This window comes from Pseudomonas sp. BF-R-30 (assembly GCF_019956175.1).
Taxonomy (GTDB): Bacteria; Pseudomonadota; Gammaproteobacteria; order Pseudomonadales; family Pseudomonadaceae; genus Aquipseudomonas; species Aquipseudomonas jessenii.
In genome coordinates this window covers 127,437-144,772 of the sequence record NZ_JAHBDE010000075.1, presented here as the reverse complement: position 1 = coordinate 144,772, position 17,336 = coordinate 127,437, and the positions used below count along the sequence as shown (strand labels likewise).

Genomic DNA, 17,336 nt, shown 5'->3' with positions numbered 1-17,336 from the left:
GAGCATAAGTCCGTGAGTGAGGAGTAATGCTAACCAGTAGTAAATAGGCAGGAGCAGATACAGTGCGGATGGATTTGGCCGCAACAGTCTGGTTCGGACAGGAAAAATAATCTGGTCGACGGCATGGTAAAGCAGATGCGGTTGGCCGCTTCTGGCTGTGGATTCAACTGGTCGACGCAACAGATTGGCTAAATCGTTCAGCGGGTGTTTCGTAGTTTAGTGTTTTTCGAGGGCGGCTATTTAGCTGCCTTGCTACTTCATTGAGTGTGGCGTACGAATGAAAAGGCCGCATAGGCAAAAGCGTCGACAAAAAAGCGATCGCTAGCAGATTCAATCTGCCCTTCGAAGTATTGGCTTCCTGGCTCCACACCCTGACCTTCATCCGAAACTGCTGCACCCACCACTCACGGTTATGGAACCGAGAGCTCTCAATTCGACCATCCTTACCAAAAAAATGGGTTATTCCAAACAAAACCCTCGTAGCAATACGAGGGCTTTGTTGTTTCAGGGGTTTGAAAAAACGCTTTCAGTGTCCCGCGCTCTGACCACCGTCCACATGCAGGATTTCGCCAGTGACGAACTTGGCGCCGTCCAGATACACGACTGCTTGCGCAATATCATCGATCTCGCCCATGTGCCCGACCGGGTGCAGATTGCCCAGTGCGGCATGGGTTTCTTCGCCGTGCATCGGGGTCTTGATGATGCCCGGGCTGACTGCGTTCACCCGGATCCCGCGCTTGGCGTATTCGATGGCCAGGGATTTGGTTGCCGCGTTGAGGCCGCCCTTGGTCAGTGAAGCCAACACCGATGGCACGCCGTCGATGGCGTGGTCCACCAGGCTGGTGGTGATGTTGACGACGTGGCCGCTGCCTTGCTTTTCCATCTCGGCGATGGCGAGTTGGGTGATGTAGAAGAAGCCATTGACGTTCACCGACAACACATTGGCGTAGTCTTCTGCGGTGTACGCGGTGAACGGCTTGGCGATGAAGATCCCGGCATTGTTGACCAGGGTATCGATGCGACCGAAACGGGAAATCGCTTCACGGATGACGCGCTGGGCGGTTTCCGGCTCGCCGATGTCACCGGCCACGGTGAGAATGTCCGGATCGGTGGACGGCTTGATCGAGCGCGAAGTGGCGACGATCCGGTAACCGAGTTCACGAAAGGCTTTGACCATACCGTCGCCGAGACCTTGGGACGCGCCGGTGATAACGATGACTTTTTTCGAAATGCTCATGATGAAGACCTCTGACAATTAAAAGTGGGGTAGAAAATCTGTAATCAGGCGTTCGCCATTTGTCTCAACATCTGTTCGTAGTACTCGACCGATTGCGAACCGGACACCAGGTGGCGACCGTTCAGCACCATGGCCGGAACCGAGTTGATGCCGTGCTGGCGGTAATACATTTCAAGCTCACGCACTTCGCTGGCGAATGCGTCGGACGCCAGCACCTCTCTCGCCCCTGTCGCATCCAGCCCCGCTTCAGTCGCCAGACGCACCAGCGTCGAGTGATCGCTCGGGTTCTGGCCTTCGCTGAAGTAGGCCCGTAGCAGCACCTTCTTCAACTCGACTTGTCGCCCTTCCTGCAACGCCCACAGCAACAAACGGTGCGCATCGAAGGTGCTGTAGAAATGCGTGCGCTTCTCCAGATCGAACTTGAAGCCGATGGCCTCGCCGCGAGCGATCTGCATGGCCTTGCCGGCAGCGACTTCGTCGGCTGTTCTCCCGTACTTGCGCATCAGGTGCTCGACCGCTTGCTCACCTTCGGCCGGCATGTCCGGGTTCAACTCGAACGGCTTGTAGGTCAGCGCAACCGAGACTTCCCCGGCCACGTTCTCAATCGCCTGCTCCAGCGCCGTCGCCCCCAGCGCGCACCAGGGGCACACCACATCGGAGATGAAATCGATGGTGACGGAGGACGTCATGACTGCCCTTCCGCCTCAGCCAGTTGCTTGCGGTACTGGGTGGTGGTGATGCCGGCGTAACCCCAGTTATCGGTGTCGACTTCTTCGATCACGATGTGGGTCAGGTCAGGGCGTTTGTTGAGGACGCGCTCCAGTGTTTCAGTGATCTCGGCAATCACCTGAGCTTTCTGCTCAGTGGTAACGCCATCTCGGGTGATGCGTACGGTTACGAAAGGCATGAGGGAAACTCCAGTGACCTTCCCGTCGGGATGATGGGAGAGGCGTTGGAGCTCAATTTATGGAGTTTGCTGGAAGGGATAAAGGTGGGAGCGGGAACTTCATTCGTTACGCGGTGTAATGAGTACAGTAGGACTCTATACCGTTTTTTCTGTCATCCAATTACTTACGTGTCGCAATTTTCCACTTTTTGCGACACGTCTTCGGGACATGTCGCTGCGGACGACACGTTCGCGATGAATCGCGAATGCATTTGTTAAGGCTTACCCCGCGCGATAGAGCTGATGCGGCTCTCATTCATATCGCGAACAAACTCCAGCAAGTCCTTCTGAAACTGATTTGTTCGATATCCCCTTCTGTTACCTCCCACAGCAACCTCGATCACCTCGTCAACCGAGTCGATATTCCTGCGAATGGTTTGAGCATCAAGCATTGCGCAAGCCCGTTTCACTGCGCACACCAGCTATCCGCATTTCCGCCGAGGAATCATTACCCCTTGTTGTTTCGATCAATTTCTCCATTTTGTAATGGTCCCCATCGTAAAAAAGTCAGATGTCGATGTGCGCGACTTCGCCGATCTGACCAACACCACCACAAGGCTACCGCTCGGGTTGACACAAACATCATCTGTGACAGAGAATTTGCCCAAGAGCGCGAAACCGACTGCCTTCAGGTGGCAATAGTCGGCGTTAGGAACCCCGTTGATGACCTGAAAATCAGCGCTCGGGTGAGACCTCTTCTCCCTTGCTTGAGGGAGCACAATATCAAGCAAGCTTCTCAAAAAAAGCAGCCTACTCAGGCTGCTTTTTTTGTTTGGATAATAGGTAACGTTGATAAACCAACCCGCCGTGTCGGTGCTTGTTCAGCGCCTTTTTGTCACAGTTCATGAAGTTCCAAAGTACATACCCACGGTCAACATGGATTACTACCAACATTTGGTACTTTGTGTGGTATGCGCCAATGAAGGCGAGACGATAGGAGTCATCGCTGTAGGAAACCCGCCAGATTTCTAATGGATTCTTCAGCGTATCTACAGCAAATTCAGTGAAACGCTCTCGGGCGTTAGGGCGTTTTTCCACTATGTGACGTAGATGCTCACGCCGAACCGTCACGGGTAAATATGGCGTTTCGATCAGCACCGTGTCAGTCCCTTCATGCAATCCAAAACCTAGCGCTACCTGCCTTAGAGCGGAGCAGACATCAACGGCCCCTGGTAGCTCTCGAACCACCTTGGTTTCCAAGAGTATTGATATGTCTCGCAGATCCGGCAAACCTAGATCCTTCCAGCTTTCCTGATCAGGAGCTTCCTTTACCCCTGGAGCTTTCATTCGGTGATCTCTCACGGTAACAACTGCTATTTCAGCCTGTTGAATCGTCACGAGAAATCAGGTGGATCCTCTTTTTCCCTCAGAGACTTCCGACAATCTTGAAGGGCATCGCCATTGCCATTGAAAGAGCCGTTTGGAAAATTCCAATTAGTCACAAAAAGCCCCGAACCAGTCGGGGCTTCTTCTTTTTTCTCAGCCTTGCATCAGACCTCGAGACCACAACCCATCATCAAAAGACGTTGATCGGGAAATCCACAAACACACGCACTTCGTTGCCGCTGACGTTGTACTCGCTCGACTTCTGCGACACGCGCAGGACCGAGCTGCGCAGTTTCACGCTGAGGTCTTTGGCCGGGCCACTTTGGACGACGTATTTGATCTGGTTGAAGATCTCGCGCTCGGTGCCGCCTTCGCTGGTGGAGGTGGTGATGTTGTCACCGCGCACATAGGCCACGTTGTAGCTCAGGCCCGGTACACCGAAGGTGCTGAAGTCCAGGCCGTAGCCCATTTGCCAGCTGCGTTCGTCTTCGGCGTTGAAGTCGGACCAGTAGGAGTTCGCCAGGTAGATGGTGTTGCCACCGTCGCCGATGCGGCCTTGATCTTTCTGGTAACCGCCGTAGGCGTAGCCCAGGTTGCTGTCGTCGGTGCTGCGCTGGTGTGCGAGGGTGAACGAGTGCGGGCCGGTGATGAAGGTGGCCGCCAGGCTCCAGATCTTGTTGTCGTCTCCAGTGATACCGTTTTCGCGGACGTAGGAATCTTCCAGCTTGGTGCGGTAGCCGTTGAAGTCCAGGGTCAGGGACTGATCCTTGTCGATCGGGAACACGTAGTTGGCGTTCACGTATTGTTTCTTCAGCACGTCTTCGACGTCGGAAGCGTAGAGCGCGGCCTTGAATTGCTCGGTGAACTGGTAGCTACCGCCCAAGACGTTGATCGACTTCAAGCCACCGCTGTCACGGCCTTCGGCGCTTTTGCGCGATTCGGCGGTGAAGCGGCCGGCGTCCAGTTGCAGCCCTTTGATCTCCTTGGAGGTGATCAGGGTGCCGGTGTAGCTTTCCGGCAGCAGGCGCGAATTGTCGTAGTTCAGTACCGGCAGGGCCGGCATCTGGTCGCCGTAGGTCATTGTGGTGCTGGACAGGCGGAATTTGATCGCCGCGCCGCCCTTGGACAGATCGTCAGCCGGCTGGCCGCTGTCGCCCTTTTTGAAGAAATCGATGCCTTGCGCGCCGCTACGGTCTTCGTTGCGCTCCAGGTTCAGAGCGTATAACCCGAAAGCGTCCACACCCACGCCCACGGTGCCTTGGGTGAAGCCGGACGAGAACGTGCCGATGGCCGCCTGGCCCCACTCGGATTTATCCGGGTTGCCGTCTTTGTAGTCACGATTGATGTAAGCATTGCGCAGCAGCACTTTGAGGCTACTGTCTTCAACAAAACCCTTGGATTCGGCCTGGTCGTTCGCCATGGCCTGTGTCGCACTCAACATCCCCAGAGCGATCAGGCTGATTCGCTTGTTCAACATTTTGTTCTTTTCCTTATTTCCGGTTGATACGCGCTGTGCCGAACGGCCGAAACGGCGCTATCGCGCTCTTTTTTCATGACGAAAACAAAAAGGCCCGCCCACGATTTCTCGCGGCGGGCCTTTTTATAATTTTTGATCGTGGCGGTTGGCCACAGGCGTTGGGCTGGATCGTAGCTGCGCCCTTAACGATGTGTCAATTTCATGAATCTTCTAAAAATAGGCGAAAACCGTCTAAGAAATTGCTTTACGCAGCAGGAATGTTCAATTGCTGCAGCCATCGAGGCCGCAGGCTGCTACGGAAATGGATGATCCCTGATCGGGCAGCGACTGACTCAGCCACTGCGCAAATGCCTGGGGTTTGCCCAGCCACGGCCCGATATCGATCAGGGTGAATTGTTCATTGTGCTCAAGCGCCAGGGTCGGAAAGCCCTGCCCGCCGACCTTGGCCAAAAGCGCCCGGCTGTTCCTGATATGGCCTTCGGTGTCGGCCGCCCTGAAGGCTCTTTCGAAGGTTTGACGGTCCAGCCCCATGCCGTGGGCCAGTTCAAACAGTACCGATTCGTCGGCGATGCGGCGCCCCTCCACGTAGTGAGCACTTTGCAAACGTCCCAACAACTCCAGCCCGCGACCTCCCATTTGCTCGGCAGCCAGCACCGCAGCGATGGGTGGCGCCGAGTCGAACACGGCGGTGTGATCACGCAGCAAACCTTCGAAATAGGCCTCACCGAACGGCTGTCCGCTGTATTCGGCAATGCGCCGATCATGGGGCATGACGTAACTGCGCAGTTGTGGCGATACCTTTTGCCGATTGGCACCCGTCATCATGCCGCCGCCGTGGGCAATCACGGGCAGCACAGCCTGGGCGGCCTGCACCAGCGGTTTGGCGCCGTAGCACCAGCCGCACAATGGGTCGTAGATGTAATGCAGGATCATGGGAAGGCTCCGACAGAAATTCAGGAAAATTCGATGTCGGCAGGTTAGTGCTCCAGCGGCTCCGGAAAAACGCCGGATTGGCTTTCAGTCTGTTGCTTGAATCGGTCGAATGGTTGCGCAAGTCCTCTGTATCAACTCAGACACAACTCGAAACAATCAAATGATATAGATTCTCAATTACATCTAACAGCAGCAAATGACAAGCATTACTATTCGCGCCCCTTGCACGCTTCAACCTGAAAATTCTACGGATGCGCTTTTCAATGCCTGCCCCTTTTCGCCTTGCGCCCTACAGCCTTGGGCTTTCTGCCTTGTTGTCTGCCGGTTTTTCCTACGCTGCACCGACTACCTTGCCTGCCACATCGATCAGCGCCGAAGCTGAAGCCGACGACCCGCGCGTAACCCAAACCAGTACAGCAACCCGGACCGCGACACCGGTGCGCTACGTGCCACAAGCCATCGACTCGATCAAAACCTCGAACGTCATGGATTACGGCACCAACGATCTGGGCACGGCGCTCAGCGGTATCCCCAACGTCAGCAGCGGCGCCGATACTCGTTTCGACAGCCTGCGCATCCGCGGTTTCGACGCCAGCAACGACTTCTATCTCGATGGCATCCGCGACGACAGCCAGTACGTTCGCGACCTGCACAACATCGAACGCATCGACGTTTTGAAAGGCCCCGCCGCTGTGCTGTATGGCCGTGGCAGCCAGGGCGGCATCGTCAACCGGGTGAGCAAGCTGCCCGAGTTCGGTCGCCGCTCGACCATTGAAGCCCAGGGCGGCAGCGAGGATTTGCGCAGCCTGTATGCCGACCTCAGCGCCGACCCTTCCGAGAACATCAGCCTGCGCCTGAACATGGGCAACATGGACGAGAACAGCTTCCGTGATGGCGTGAGTGGCAATCGCCAGTTGTTCGCGCCCTCGATGAGCTGGCAGCTGACACCCGACCTGAACTGGTTGGTGCAGTACGAATACAGCCGCTACAACCGCACGCCGGATCGTGGCATTCCCGGCGTAAACGGTCGCCCGGCAGACGTGGGGCGCGATACAGCCTACGGCAGCGAAAACGATTTCATCGACGACAAGGCGCAGTCCCTGCGCTCGAAACTCACGTATGAACTGAGCGACAACTGGCAACTGCGCCAGACACTGGGTGTTTTCAAGCTCGACAGCGATTTCGACAATACTTACTTGACCGGCTATGTCCCGGCCACCAACAAGGTTACGCGCCAGCACTGGCAGCAGGACCTGAACACCCGCAATGTCTACAACAACGTCGAGCTGGAAGGTGGTTTCGATACCTTCGGCCTGGAGCACCGCTTGCTCACTGGCATCGAAATCGGCAGCCAGCGCCGCGACCCACTGCTGTACACCGCCGCCACTTCCGGACCGGGCAGTTCACCGGTGCCGGCGCTGGACCTGAACAACCCGGACCGCAATTTGCGTCATACCGGGCGCATGGTGGTGTCGAGCAACACCCACACCGAGGTCGAGAGCCGTGCGGTGTATGTGCAGGATCAATTGCGCCTGAACGATCAATGGCAATTGCTCGCCGGCCTGCGTTACGACACGTTCGATATCGAATCGACCAACAAGGTGCGCAACATTTCCGAAGACAGTGACAGTCATAGCACCAGCCCTCGCGTTGGCGTGGTCTGGACGCCGCTGCAAAATCACTCCTTCTACGCCTCCTGGAGCAAGACGTTCTCGCCGGTCGGCGGTGGCTTGATCGGCATCACCCCGGGCGCGGCAGGTAACAGCAATGACCTGAGCCCGGAGCGGACCAGGCAGAAGGAAATCGGGGTGAAGAGCGACTGGCTCGACGATCGCCTGAGCACCACGCTGGCCATCTATGAGCTGGAGCTCTACAACCGTCGCACCAGCGACCCGAACAACCCGACCATTACCCTGCTTTCAGGGCTGCAACGCTCTCGCGGGATCGAGCTGACCGCCGCTGGCAGGATTACCGGCAACTGGTACATGCGCGGAGGCGTGGGTCTGCAGGACGCAACCATCGAAAAGGACAACAACGGCCTGGAAGGCAAGCGCATCAACAACGTGGCCAAGCACAACGGCAGCCTGTTCCTGACCTGGAAACCGGAAATGGGCTGGTACGCCGAAACCGGCTTGACTCTGGTTGGCGACCGCTATGCCGATAACCTCAACACCACCGTGTTGCCGGGTTATGGTCGCTGGGACGCCTTGGCAGGCTTCCGCCAGAAGGATTGGGATTTGCGCGCGGCGCTGAACAATATCAGCGACAAAACGTATTACGAATCGGCAACCAGTGCATTCCAGATCCAGCCGGGGACACCGCGTAGTCTGGTGGTGACGGGGACCTACAGTTTCTAAACAGCATTTATCCCGGTGTGAACCAATAACACTGGTTCACACCATTCCCTTGTGGGAGCGAGCTTGCTCGCGATAGCGGTGGGTCAGTCAATATAAATGCTGACTGGTCGGGCGCCATCGCGAGCAAGCTCGCTCCCACAGGGGATCGCGGTGATTGCATAAATCTGCGCGCAAAAAAAAACGCTGCCATCCCGGCAGCGCTTTTTTTGTTCAATCCGTTGTTGTTCTTCTTATCCTTCCATCACATCCCACAACGCATCCAGTTCCGCTTCGCTGAATAAACCAGCAGGGTAACGCTCGATCATTGTCCGGCGCGGATCAGTATCGCTGATCTGACGCATTCCATTGGACTTGAACCAGTGCGCCAGGATCTGGAGCGATTCGCTATTTACGGCCAGGGGATGCAACGCCTTGTCGCTCACTACGTTCACTTCGGCGTTCATTTCAGCGCTCTCTCCCGGTTTGTGAGCGGCTAACTTATCCAAGGTTTATGACAGAACATGGAAGTCCTCCCTCCCCCGAGTTACAACAGCGGAGATACAAGAGCTGTGCCAAGGTTTCTGAAGTGTGGCCTGGCAGATACAAAAAAGCCCGCAGGCCTGTAGGGCCGCGGGCTCCGTGCAATGCGCAAGGCTGATCGACAGCCTGAGGGATTTCGTAATCAACTCAAGCTGTTACGACCTCACTCACTCCTTGTGTGGCGCGGGTTGTTGCTGGGTAAGACAGTGAATATTGCCGCCCCCCAGTAACAGTTCGCGACCAGGCACCATTACCACTTCATGCTGTGGGAACAGGTTCTGCAAGATTTCCTTTGCCGGACCATCCTGCGGGTCGTCAAAGCTCGGCGCGATGATGCCGCCGTTGACGATCAGGAAGTTCACGTAGGAACCGGCCAGACGAACAATAGGATTACGTTCCTGCGTACCATCAACCGGATCGACACCGGCACACTCTTCCTCGGTCGCAAACAGCGGACCCGGGATCGGCATCTTGTGCACCGTGAACGGGCGCCCCTTGGCATCGGTGCTGCTTTGCAGCTCTTTCATCGCCGCCTGACAGCGCGGGTAGTTCGGGTCCTGCGGATCATCGGTCCAGGCCAGCAGCACTTCACCCGGGCGCACGTAGCAGCAGAAGTTATCCACATGGCCATCGGTTTCGTCGTTGAACAAGCCATCCGGCAGCCAGATGATCTTATCCACAGCCAGGTTTGCACTCAGGACCGCTTCGATTTCCGCTCGATTCATGTGCGGGTTGCGATTGCGGTTGAGCAGGCATTCTTCGGTGGTGATCAGGGTGCCTTCGCCGTCGACGTGAATCGAACCGCCTTCCAGCACGAAGCCTTCGGTGCGATAGCGGGGGCTGCGCTCGATCTCGAGGATCTTGCCACCAACCTGCGAGTCACGGTTCCACGGCGAATACAGGCCGCCGTCAAAACCGCCCCAGGCATTGAAGTCCCAGTTCACGCCACGGACTTCGCCACTGTTGTTGATGACGAAGGTAGGACCGGAGTCGCGAACCCAGGCGTCGTCGCTGGACATTTCCACCACACGAATATTCGGTACGTCCAGACGGGCACGGGCGTTTTCGTACTGGCCGGCGGAAACCGCCACGGTCACCGGTTCGAAACGGGCGATGGCCTTGGCCACTGCCACGTGAGCGGCTTGTGCCGGTTTGCCACCCAGGCGCCAGTTGTCCGGGCGCTCGGGCCAGATCATCCAGGTCTGGGTTTGCGGTGCCCATTCGGCTGGCATATAGAAGCCGTCGGCGCGAGGGGTGCTGTTCAACGTGGTCATGGCTCAGGACTCCGGAGTGACATTGATACCTGACAGAAATGGAAGCGTATGTGTAAACGCCGTGGGCTGTGGCGACTTTATATCCGATAAATATCGGCTTTTAAAGCACCTTACATCCACCGTTACAAAAACAATCGATTAAAAGCCGATATCAATCGAATTAACACCACACCCCATGTGGGAGCGGGCTTGCTCGCGAAGACGGTGTATCAGTCGAGTTCAATACTGCATGACACACCGCTTTCGCGAGCAAGCCCGCTCCCACATTGGCCCGCATTTACAGGGGGGGATGTGTTTACAGCCCTTCTGCGAGCACCTTCGACAGCATGTCCACGAAGAAATCCACACTCTGGCGCGAAGTGACCATCGGCGGCTTGATCTTGAGGATGTTCAGGTAATCGCCGGTCGGTTGCATGAAGATCCCCAGCTCACGCAAGCGATCGCACAGTGCGGTGGTTTCTTCGGTGGCCGGCTCCAGGGTTTCACGGTTGCGGATCAACTCGACGCCCAGGTAGAAACCGGAACCGTGCACCGCGCCCACTAACGGATGAATATCGATCAACGCTTCGAGTCGCTCCTTGAAGTGTCCGCCAACGACCTGGGCGTTCTCCCAGAGTTTTTCCTCTTGCATCACATCCAGCACGGCCATGCCGACCTGGCAACTGACCGGGCTGCCGCCGGCGGAAGAGAAGAAATAACCCTCGGCCTCCAGCGCCTCGGCGATTTCCCGGCGGGTGATGACCGCGCCCAGTGGCTGGCCGTTGCCCATGCCCTTGGCCATGGTGATGATGTCCGGCACGACGCCCTGCTCTTCGAAGCCCCAGAAGAAATCGCCCATGCGCCCGTAGCCGACCTGCACTTCATCGGCGATGCACACACCGCCCCTGGCCCGGACCATGGCATAGACTTGTTTCAAATAACCTGGTGGCAGCGAGATACCGCCGGCATTGCCGTACACCGGTTCGCAGATGAAACCGGCCAGTTGGCGTTTCTGCTCGGCGATTTTCGCCAGGTTGTGTTCGACGCTGCGTACATAATCCGGCGCACTGTCTGGGCCACGGAACTCACCGCGATAGGTGTTTGGCGCGGTCACCGGGTGCACCCAGTCCGGGCGGCTGCTCAAGGCCTTGGGGTTGTCAGCGATCGAGGTCGACACCGAATCCGCGCCCACCGTCCAGCCGTGATAGGCCTCCAGCACACTGAGCATGTCGCGACCGCCGCTGTAGGCCCACGCCAGGCGAATCGCCAGGTCGTTGGCCTCGCTGCCGCTGTTGACCAGGAACACGCGGTCCATGCCGTCAGGGGACAGCTTCAGCAAACGTTCGGAGAACTCGGCCACGGCTGCGTAGTTGAAGCGCGAGTTGGTGTTGAGCAACGACCACTGGCGGCTGGCGACTGCCGCCATGCGTGGATGGCCGTGGCCCAATACCGCTACGTTGTTGAGCATGTCGAGGTAGGAGCGACCCTGCATGTCGATCAAATGGTTGCGCCAGCCGCGTTCGATGCGCGGTGGATCAACGTAATAGTGTTTTTGTGTGCGGGCGAAGCTGGCATCGCGCCGGGCCAGCAAGGTCACTCCGTCGAGCTCGGCTTCGGCATCACAGGCCAGCCCCAGCAGCGCCGCAGGTGACGGGCACAACGCCTGCCAGGCGGCGGCGCGCGATGGCGTGCAGAACAACGGCGCATCGATCGACGCGCCACGGCACAACTGCACGATCAATGGCCCGCTGACAGAACCCAGCACCTGGCCTTTGACCAGGGCCGCGCCGCTGTGCAGCGACGGCGTGACACCCCAAAGCCGCACACTCAGTTGCGGGCCATCCAGTTGCAGCACGCCCGCCGATGGCTGGTGCACAACCCCGGCAAACGGCGCTTCGACCGCCGTGCCCTGAGGCACTCGCAACTCGACGTGCAGCGGGCAGGTGTCCGGTTCAGCGGCGCTGTCCGGACGGGTGTGGGACAGGCGGTATTGCCCGTAACGACTGGCCGCCAGGCCATGTGCCGCGGCCGCTTCATCCAGCAGACGCTGATCGACACCCTCCTGCTCCCAGTTACCGGCCTCGAAATGCGGGCTGAGCACACCGAGGTCGATCAAGGCGAACTCACGTCCCACCAGGCTCGGTAACAGCGGCGCGAAGCCTTCGCTGCCGATGGTGGGCAGGTTCTGGCCGACGGCGGTGAGGATCGCTGCTTCCATCAGCGCCAACGGCACCGACGTGGCCACACGGAAGATCTCCCATTCGTGGACCAGGTTGTCGCGGCTGTAGACATTGCCCGGATCGATGCTGACCTGTTGTTCGCCGCTGAGCACCAACACCGCCGCGCGGGCGATGATCAGCGGCCACAACGCCAGCAGCTCTTCGTGTTGCAACGGGTTGACCGCGTGATACGCCTGGATTGCCGGCAAAATGCAGAACGGATCGCCCTCGCCATGATGCAGCAGCGCGGCACAGGTCACCGACAGATCGGTAATGCGCCAAGTGCGCACCAGGTCGCCGAAATCGATCACGCCTTGCAGTTGCCAATGGCGCTGCGCATCGCGCTGCCACACCACGTTGTCGTCGGTAATGTCCATGTGAATGGCCTGCACCGGCAGTTTGTCCTGCAGTGGCTGCAAATGCCGCTCGGCTTGCCCGGACGCTTCGACGATCAGTTTGCGCTGGGCTTCATCCTTGATCACTGGCAGCAAATGCGCGATCAGGGCGTGGGCATGGCGGGCGTCCCATTGCAGGGTTCGCACCAGCCCCGGATGGTCGAAATCCGCCAGGGCCAGGTCCATTTCACCGCACAGGCGGCCGAAGCCTGACACCACCGTCGGGTTGAAATGGCCCAGGCTCGTCAGTGGCTGGCCTTCGATGTAGTCGAGCAAGCGAACGTGCACCGCCTGGCCACCCACGTCCAGCGACAGCAGGTCTGCACCGTTTTTCGCCGCGATAACACGCGGCACATTTACATCGGGGTGCTCGCCCAGATGCTTGAGCCCGGCGTGTTGCGCCTGAAGCTCCAGTACCGAGTAGTCGCCACGGCAGATTTTCAGGACGAAACGTCCCCGCTCGCTGTCGACGCGGTAGTTCAGGTCTTGCTGGCTGCCAAGGGCCTGCAACCTGCCGCTGAACCCGTAATGTTCTTCCAGCAGCCCTAGCGCTTGCTCCGCAGACACCTGCGGGCTGGGCAAACTGGCGCGATGAATCAACGTGGCGAGCGGCATACAACAACCCCTGAAATTTTATTAGGCGCCTATATCGCCACTGGTTCGGGCGATACGCAACCCCCCCGGAACCGGCAATGGTCATTTGCCGGGGCTGGAACAGGCCGGTAGATTTTAACTTGAGTACTCGCCCCGGTCGGCGCTTTGCGCAAGAATGGCGGCCATTCAACGCACACTGCTGGAGAGCCACCATGAATGTAGTGACCACCGACCTGCCCGGTGTTCTGATCCTTGAACCCAAGGTCTTTGGCGACGAACGTGGTTTCTTCTATGAGAGCTTCAACGCCAAGGCTTTCGAAGAAGCTACCGGCCTGAATCCTCAGTTTGTTCAGGACAACCATTCCCGCTCGCAAAAAGGCGTGTTGCGTGGTTTGCATTACCAACTGAGGAACACACAAGGCAAACTGGTTCGTGTCACAGCCGGTGAAGTGCTCGACGTTGCCGTGGACATCCGCCGCAGTTCGCCACATTTCGGCAAATCGGTGGCGGTGGTCCTGTCCGCCGACAACCATCGCCAGATCTGGATACCGGAAGGCTTTGCCCACGGTTTCGTGGTGCTGAGCGATTTCGCCGAGTTCCTCTACAAAACCACCGATTACTACACCCCGTCCGCCGAGCGCAGCATTCGCTGGGACGACCCGGACCTGGCTATCGATTGGCAACTGGAAGGCACGCCGCAGCTGTCGGCAAAGGACCAGGCCGCTGCATTCCTCAAGGATGCCGAAGTCTTCGCCTGAAAACCCGGCGCAAGATTCAGCGCAAAAACGCACCTGCCCTACAGTGCGCAGACTGCGCCCGCAAGCCTAGGCATAATGCGCCTGTACCCACAGGCGCATGCTGCTCATGAAACCGACTCTCCCTCCCAGACCCCGTTGGCGCAGCCTGGCCCTGCTGGCACTGTGCCTGGCGCCGTTGTTGTGGCCGCTGGAACATCTCGCCGAGCGTTACTACCGCAGCGAGCTGGCCAGTCAGAATCGTCAGACCCTCGACCTCTACGTCGCCAACCTGCTGGGTACCCTGCATCGCTATGAAGTGTTGCCGCAGATCCTCGGCGACCTGCCGGCCCTGCGCGCCGTGATCGGCGCACCGGACGATGGCGTCACCCAAGGCAACGCCAACCGCCTGCTGAAAAACATCGCCGCCCAGACCGGTGCCGAAGTCATGTACCTGATGGACACCACCGGCAAGACCCTGGCCGCCTCCAACTGGGACAAACACGACAGTTTCGTCGGGCGCAATTTTTCCTTCCGGCCGTATTTCAGCGAAGCCATGGCCGGGCGGCTCGGGCGCTTTTTCGGCCTGGGCACGACCTCGGCCAAGCGCGGTTACTTCTTCGCCGCTGGCGTGCGCGACGGTGAAAAAATCGTTGGTGTGCTGGTGGTCAAGGTCGACCTCGACCACACCGAAAGCCTGTGGGGCAAAACCCCGGAACAATTGCTGCTGACCGACCACAACGGCGTCGTCATTCTCACCTCGCGACCGGAGTGGCGATTCCGCTCGACCCGCCCGTTGAGCGAGGGCGAAAGCAAGGCCATCACTGCGATCCAGCCCTATCCAACCCGCGATCCAAAACCGCTGAAGCTCAACCCGGACGCCTGGCTGACCCAGACCCGGCAGATCGCCGAAACCGGCTGGGACGTCAGCATCCTCGCCCCGCGCACCTTGATCGACCGCCCGGTACGTACGGTGGTGGCCATCGGTGGCGCAGCGCTGCTGGTGTTGATGCTGCTGCTTGGCCTGATGATGCAGCGCCGCCGCCATTACCTCGAGCGCATTGCTTTCGAAGCCAAGGCCCGCCGCGAACTGGAAGGCCGGGTTGCCGAGCGCACCAGCGATCTCGAAGGCCTGAACCGGCGCCTGAAACAGGAAGTGCTGGAACGCGAACAGGCCCAGCAGGAGCTGGTACGCGCCCAGGATGATCTGGTGCAGGCCGGCAAATTGTCGGCACTGGGCACCATGTCGGCGAGCATCAGCCACGAACTCAATCAGCCGCTGGCAGCGATTCGCAGCTACGCGGAAAACGCCGAAGTATTGCTCGATCACCAACGCACCGACGATGCCCGTGGCAACCTCAAGCTGATCAGCGAATTGACCGGTCGCATGGCCTCGATCATCGCCCACCTGCGCGCCTTTGCCCGGCGCGACCGGCATGCCCCGGAAAGCGTCGCCCTGCAACCGGCGCTGGACGATGCCCTGGCCTTGCTGGCCAAGCGTCGACGCAGCATGGAAGTCGAGCTGATCCGCGACTTGCCCGCCGCCACCTTGTGGGTCGAAGCCGGGGAAACCCGCCTGCGCCAGGTACTCGGCAATCTGCTGGCCAACGCCCTGGATGCCCTGACGGAAAAAGGCCCGCCACGTAAACTCTGGCTCAGTGCCCAATCCACGGCCGATGGCGTCAACCTGTACATTCGCGACAACGGCCCCGGCTTTTGCATGGAAGCCCTCGGGCGCGCCAGCGAGCCGTTCTACACCACCAAGACCCGCACCCAGGGCCTCGGTTTGGGGCTGGCGATTTGCGAAACCCTGATGCGCGCCTTCGGCGGTGAACTGTCGTTCGCCAACCACAAGGAAGGCGGCGCCCTGATTACCCTGAAGCTGCGCGCAGGCGCACCGGGCGTGAGCCTGCAACCGTCCGAGGACCGAAGTGCATGACCATCGACAACCGCATTCAGGTCGTGTTGATCGACGACGACCCTCATTTGCGCCAGGCCTTGAGCCAGACGCTGGATCTGGCCGGCCTGAAAATCCTGCCGCTGGCCGAAGCCAAGGGCCTGGCCGCGCAACTTGAACGTGATTGGCCAGGGGTGGTGGTCAGTGACATTCGCATGCCCGGCATGGACGGTCTTGAGCTGTTGACCGAACTGCACGCCCAGGACCCTGAGCTACCGGTGCTGTTGATCACCGGCCACGGCGACGTGCCACTGGCGGTGCAGGCCATGCGCGCCGGGGCCTATGACTTTCTGGAGAAACCTTTCGCCAGCGACGCCCTGCTCGATAGCGTGCGCCGCGCATTGGCCCTGCGCCGGCTGGTGCTGGACAACCGCAGCCTGCGGCTGGCCTTGAGCGACCGCAACGAGCTGAGCACACGGCTGGTTGGCCACTCACCTTCAATGTTGCGACTGCGCGAGCAGATCGGCGCCCTGGCCGCGACCAAGGCCGATGTGCTGATCCTCGGCGAAACCGGCGCAGGCAAAGAAGTCGTGGCCCGGGCGCTGCACGATTTATCCAGCCGTCGCAACGGTCCGTTCGTGGCGATCAACGCCGGTGCACTGGCCGAATCAGTGGTCGAAAGCGAGTTGTTCGGCCACGAGCCCGGCGCCTTCACCGGCGCGCAGAAACGCCGCATCGGCAAGTTCGAATTCGCCAATGGCGGCACGCTGTTCCTCGATGAAATCGAAAGCATGAGCCTGGATGTGCAGGTCAAATTGCTGCGCTTGCTGCAAGAGCGGGTGGTCGAACGCCTGGGCGGCAATCAACTGATCCCGCTGGACATCCGCATCATCGCCGCCACCAAGGAAGACCTGCGCCAGGCAGCGGATCAAGGGCGTTTCCGTGCCGACCTGTATTACCGCCTGAACGTTGCGCCGCTGCGGATTCCACCGCTGCGCGAACGGGGCGAAGATGCGCTGATGCTGTTCCAGTATTTTGCCGATGAAGCCAGTGCCCGCCACGGCTTGCCGCCCCATGAACTGCAACCGGGGCAACGTGCCTTGCTGCTGCGCCACACCTGGCCCGGCAACGTGCGCGAGCTGCAAAATGCGGCCGAACGTTTTGCCCTCGGGCTGGAACTGGCCCTCGACAACAGCGCGCCGGAAGGCAGCGCTGGCAACAGGGTCGAAGTCGTCAACGGCGGTTTGAGCGAGCAAGTGGAGAACTTCGAAAAAACACTCATCGCCGCCGAACTGGCACGTTCGCACAGCTCCGTGCGCAGCGTCGCCGAAGCCCTCGGCATTCCGCGCAAGACCCTGCACGACAAACTGCGCAAGCACGGTCTGAGTTTCGCCGACAGTGGCGCCTCGGCCCACCCTGACGATCTCGACTGAGCTACCGTCCAATCAT

General features: G+C 59.1%; 14 protein-coding genes. 5 read left to right on the top strand and 9 right to left on the bottom strand.

The window, feature by feature from the left end:
• Window positions 1-290: 290 nt before the first annotated feature.
• Window positions 291-545: an Abi family protein gene (locus KGB20_RS27510; RefSeq protein ID WP_411740520.1), complete on the top strand. Its 255-nt coding sequence runs from the start codon at window positions 291-293 to the stop codon at window positions 543-545.
• Here the strand turns inward: KGB20_RS27510 and KGB20_RS27505 are convergent.
• The 6 genes from KGB20_RS27505 to KGB20_RS27480 all read right to left on the bottom strand — a co-directional run bounded on the left by KGB20_RS27505 (window position 527) and on the right by KGB20_RS27480 (window position 5,919).
• A complete protein-coding gene (locus KGB20_RS27505) occupies window positions 527-1,237 on the bottom strand; it encodes an SDR family NAD(P)-dependent oxidoreductase (RefSeq protein WP_057712436.1) in 711 nt (236 codons plus the stop codon). The two genes, KGB20_RS27510 and KGB20_RS27505, sit on opposite strands and share 19 nt — an antisense overlap.
• A 44-nt stretch (window positions 1,238-1,281) precedes the next feature.
• Window positions 1,282-1,926 carry a DsbA family oxidoreductase gene (locus KGB20_RS27500; RefSeq protein ID WP_154910721.1) on the bottom strand — a complete coding sequence of 215 codons (645 nt, stop codon included), beginning with the start codon at window positions 1,924-1,926 and terminating at the stop codon, window positions 1,282-1,284.
• Window positions 1,923-2,144, bottom strand: coding sequence for a tautomerase family protein (locus KGB20_RS27495; RefSeq protein ID WP_008046542.1), 222 nt, complete (start codon window positions 2,142-2,144; stop codon window positions 1,923-1,925). Before KGB20_RS27495 ends, KGB20_RS27500 begins: the two co-directional genes overlap by 4 nt.
• Window positions 2,145-2,933: 789 nt before the next feature.
• Window positions 2,934-3,521 carry a PBECR2 nuclease fold domain-containing protein gene (locus tag KGB20_RS27490; RefSeq protein ID WP_223473864.1) on the bottom strand — a complete coding sequence of 196 codons (588 nt, stop codon included), beginning with the start codon at window positions 3,519-3,521 and terminating at the stop codon, window positions 2,934-2,936.
• 178 nt (window positions 3,522-3,699) lie between these two features.
• A complete protein-coding gene (locus tag KGB20_RS27485) occupies window positions 3,700-4,986 on the bottom strand; it encodes an OprD family porin (protein WP_154910722.1) in 1,287 nt (428 codons plus the stop codon).
• 261 nt (window positions 4,987-5,247) lie between these two features.
• Entirely contained in the window at window positions 5,248-5,919 is a 672-nt protein-coding gene (locus KGB20_RS27480; protein WP_154910723.1) for a DsbA family protein, read from the bottom strand.
• A gap of 263 nt (window positions 5,920-6,182) precedes the next feature.
• Between KGB20_RS27480 and KGB20_RS27475 the strand changes: the two genes are divergently transcribed.
• Window positions 6,183-8,276, top strand: coding sequence for a TonB-dependent receptor (locus KGB20_RS27475; RefSeq protein ID WP_154910724.1), 2,094 nt, complete (start codon window positions 6,183-6,185; stop codon window positions 8,274-8,276).
• A 230-nt stretch (window positions 8,277-8,506) separates the two neighbouring features.
• Here the strand turns inward: KGB20_RS27475 and KGB20_RS27470 are convergent, their stop codons facing one another.
• The 3 genes from KGB20_RS27470 to KGB20_RS27460 form a co-directional block, all read right to left on the bottom strand.
• On the bottom strand, window positions 8,507-8,719 hold the full coding sequence (locus KGB20_RS27470; RefSeq protein WP_057712441.1) for a hypothetical protein: 213 nt from the start codon (window positions 8,717-8,719) through the stop codon (window positions 8,507-8,509).
• A 243-nt stretch (window positions 8,720-8,962) separates the two neighbouring features.
• Window positions 8,963-10,069: an agmatine deiminase gene (gene aguA, locus KGB20_RS27465; RefSeq protein WP_154910725.1), complete on the bottom strand. Its 1,107-nt coding sequence runs from the start codon at window positions 10,067-10,069 to the stop codon at window positions 8,963-8,965.
• Between the two features lie 295 nt (window positions 10,070-10,364).
• On the bottom strand, window positions 10,365-13,277 hold the full coding sequence (locus tag KGB20_RS27460) for an aminotransferase (RefSeq protein WP_154910726.1): 2,913 nt from the start codon (window positions 13,275-13,277) through the stop codon (window positions 10,365-10,367).
• Window positions 13,278-13,468: 191 nt separating this feature from the next.
• Between KGB20_RS27460 and rfbC the strand changes: the two genes are divergently transcribed.
• The 3 genes from rfbC to KGB20_RS27445 all read left to right on the top strand — a co-directional run bounded on the left by rfbC (window position 13,469) and on the right by KGB20_RS27445 (window position 17,320).
• Window positions 13,469-14,014 carry a dTDP-4-dehydrorhamnose 3,5-epimerase gene (rfbC, locus tag KGB20_RS27455; protein WP_154910727.1) on the top strand — a complete coding sequence of 182 codons (546 nt, stop codon included), beginning with the start codon at window positions 13,469-13,471 and terminating at the stop codon, window positions 14,012-14,014.
• A gap of 106 nt (window positions 14,015-14,120) precedes the next feature.
• The gene (locus tag KGB20_RS27450; RefSeq protein ID WP_150812025.1) at window positions 14,121-15,929 is read left to right on the top strand and encodes an ATP-binding protein; all 1,809 of its coding nucleotides are present in this window, start codon (window positions 14,121-14,123) and stop codon (window positions 15,927-15,929) included.
• Complete coding sequence (locus tag KGB20_RS27445) at window positions 15,926-17,320, top strand: sigma-54-dependent transcriptional regulator (RefSeq protein ID WP_150812026.1); 1,395 nt, start codon at window positions 15,926-15,928, stop codon at window positions 17,318-17,320. The genes KGB20_RS27450 and KGB20_RS27445 overlap by 4 nt, the downstream gene beginning before the upstream one ends.
• Window positions 17,321-17,336 lie beyond the last annotated feature (16 nt).

Excerpts from the sequence above, each read along its gene's own strand:
- KGB20_RS27505 (WP_057712436.1), bottom strand. The coding sequence starts at position 1,237 with ATGAGCATTTCGAAAAAAGTCATCGTTATCACCGGCGCGTCCCAAGGT.
- KGB20_RS27500 (WP_154910721.1), bottom strand. The coding sequence starts at position 1,926 with ATGACGTCCTCCGTCACCATCGATTTCATCTCCGATGTGGTGTGCCCC.
- KGB20_RS27495 (WP_008046542.1), bottom strand. The coding sequence starts at position 2,144 with ATGCCTTTCGTAACCGTACGCATCACCCGAGATGGCGTTACCACTGAG.
- KGB20_RS27485 (WP_154910722.1), bottom strand. The coding sequence starts at position 4,986 with ATGTTGAACAAGCGAATCAGCCTGATCGCTCTGGGGATGTTGAGTGCG.
- KGB20_RS27480 (WP_154910723.1), bottom strand. The coding sequence starts at position 5,919 with ATGATCCTGCATTACATCTACGACCCATTGTGCGGCTGGTGCTACGGC.
- KGB20_RS27475 (WP_154910724.1), top strand. The coding sequence starts at position 6,183 with ATGCCTGCCCCTTTTCGCCTTGCGCCCTACAGCCTTGGGCTTTCTGCC.
- KGB20_RS27470 (WP_057712441.1), bottom strand. The coding sequence starts at position 8,719 with ATGAACGCCGAAGTGAACGTAGTGAGCGACAAGGCGTTGCATCCCCTG.
- aguA (WP_154910725.1), bottom strand. The coding sequence starts at position 10,069 with ATGACCACGTTGAACAGCACCCCTCGCGCCGACGGCTTCTATATGCCA.
- KGB20_RS27460 (WP_154910726.1), bottom strand. The coding sequence starts at position 13,277 with ATGCCGCTCGCCACGTTGATTCATCGCGCCAGTTTGCCCAGCCCGCAG.
- rfbC (WP_154910727.1), top strand. The coding sequence starts at position 13,469 with ATGAATGTAGTGACCACCGACCTGCCCGGTGTTCTGATCCTTGAACCC.
- KGB20_RS27450 (WP_150812025.1), top strand. The coding sequence starts at position 14,121 with ATGAAACCGACTCTCCCTCCCAGACCCCGTTGGCGCAGCCTGGCCCTG.
- KGB20_RS27445 (WP_150812026.1), top strand. The coding sequence starts at position 15,926 with ATGACCATCGACAACCGCATTCAGGTCGTGTTGATCGACGACGACCCT.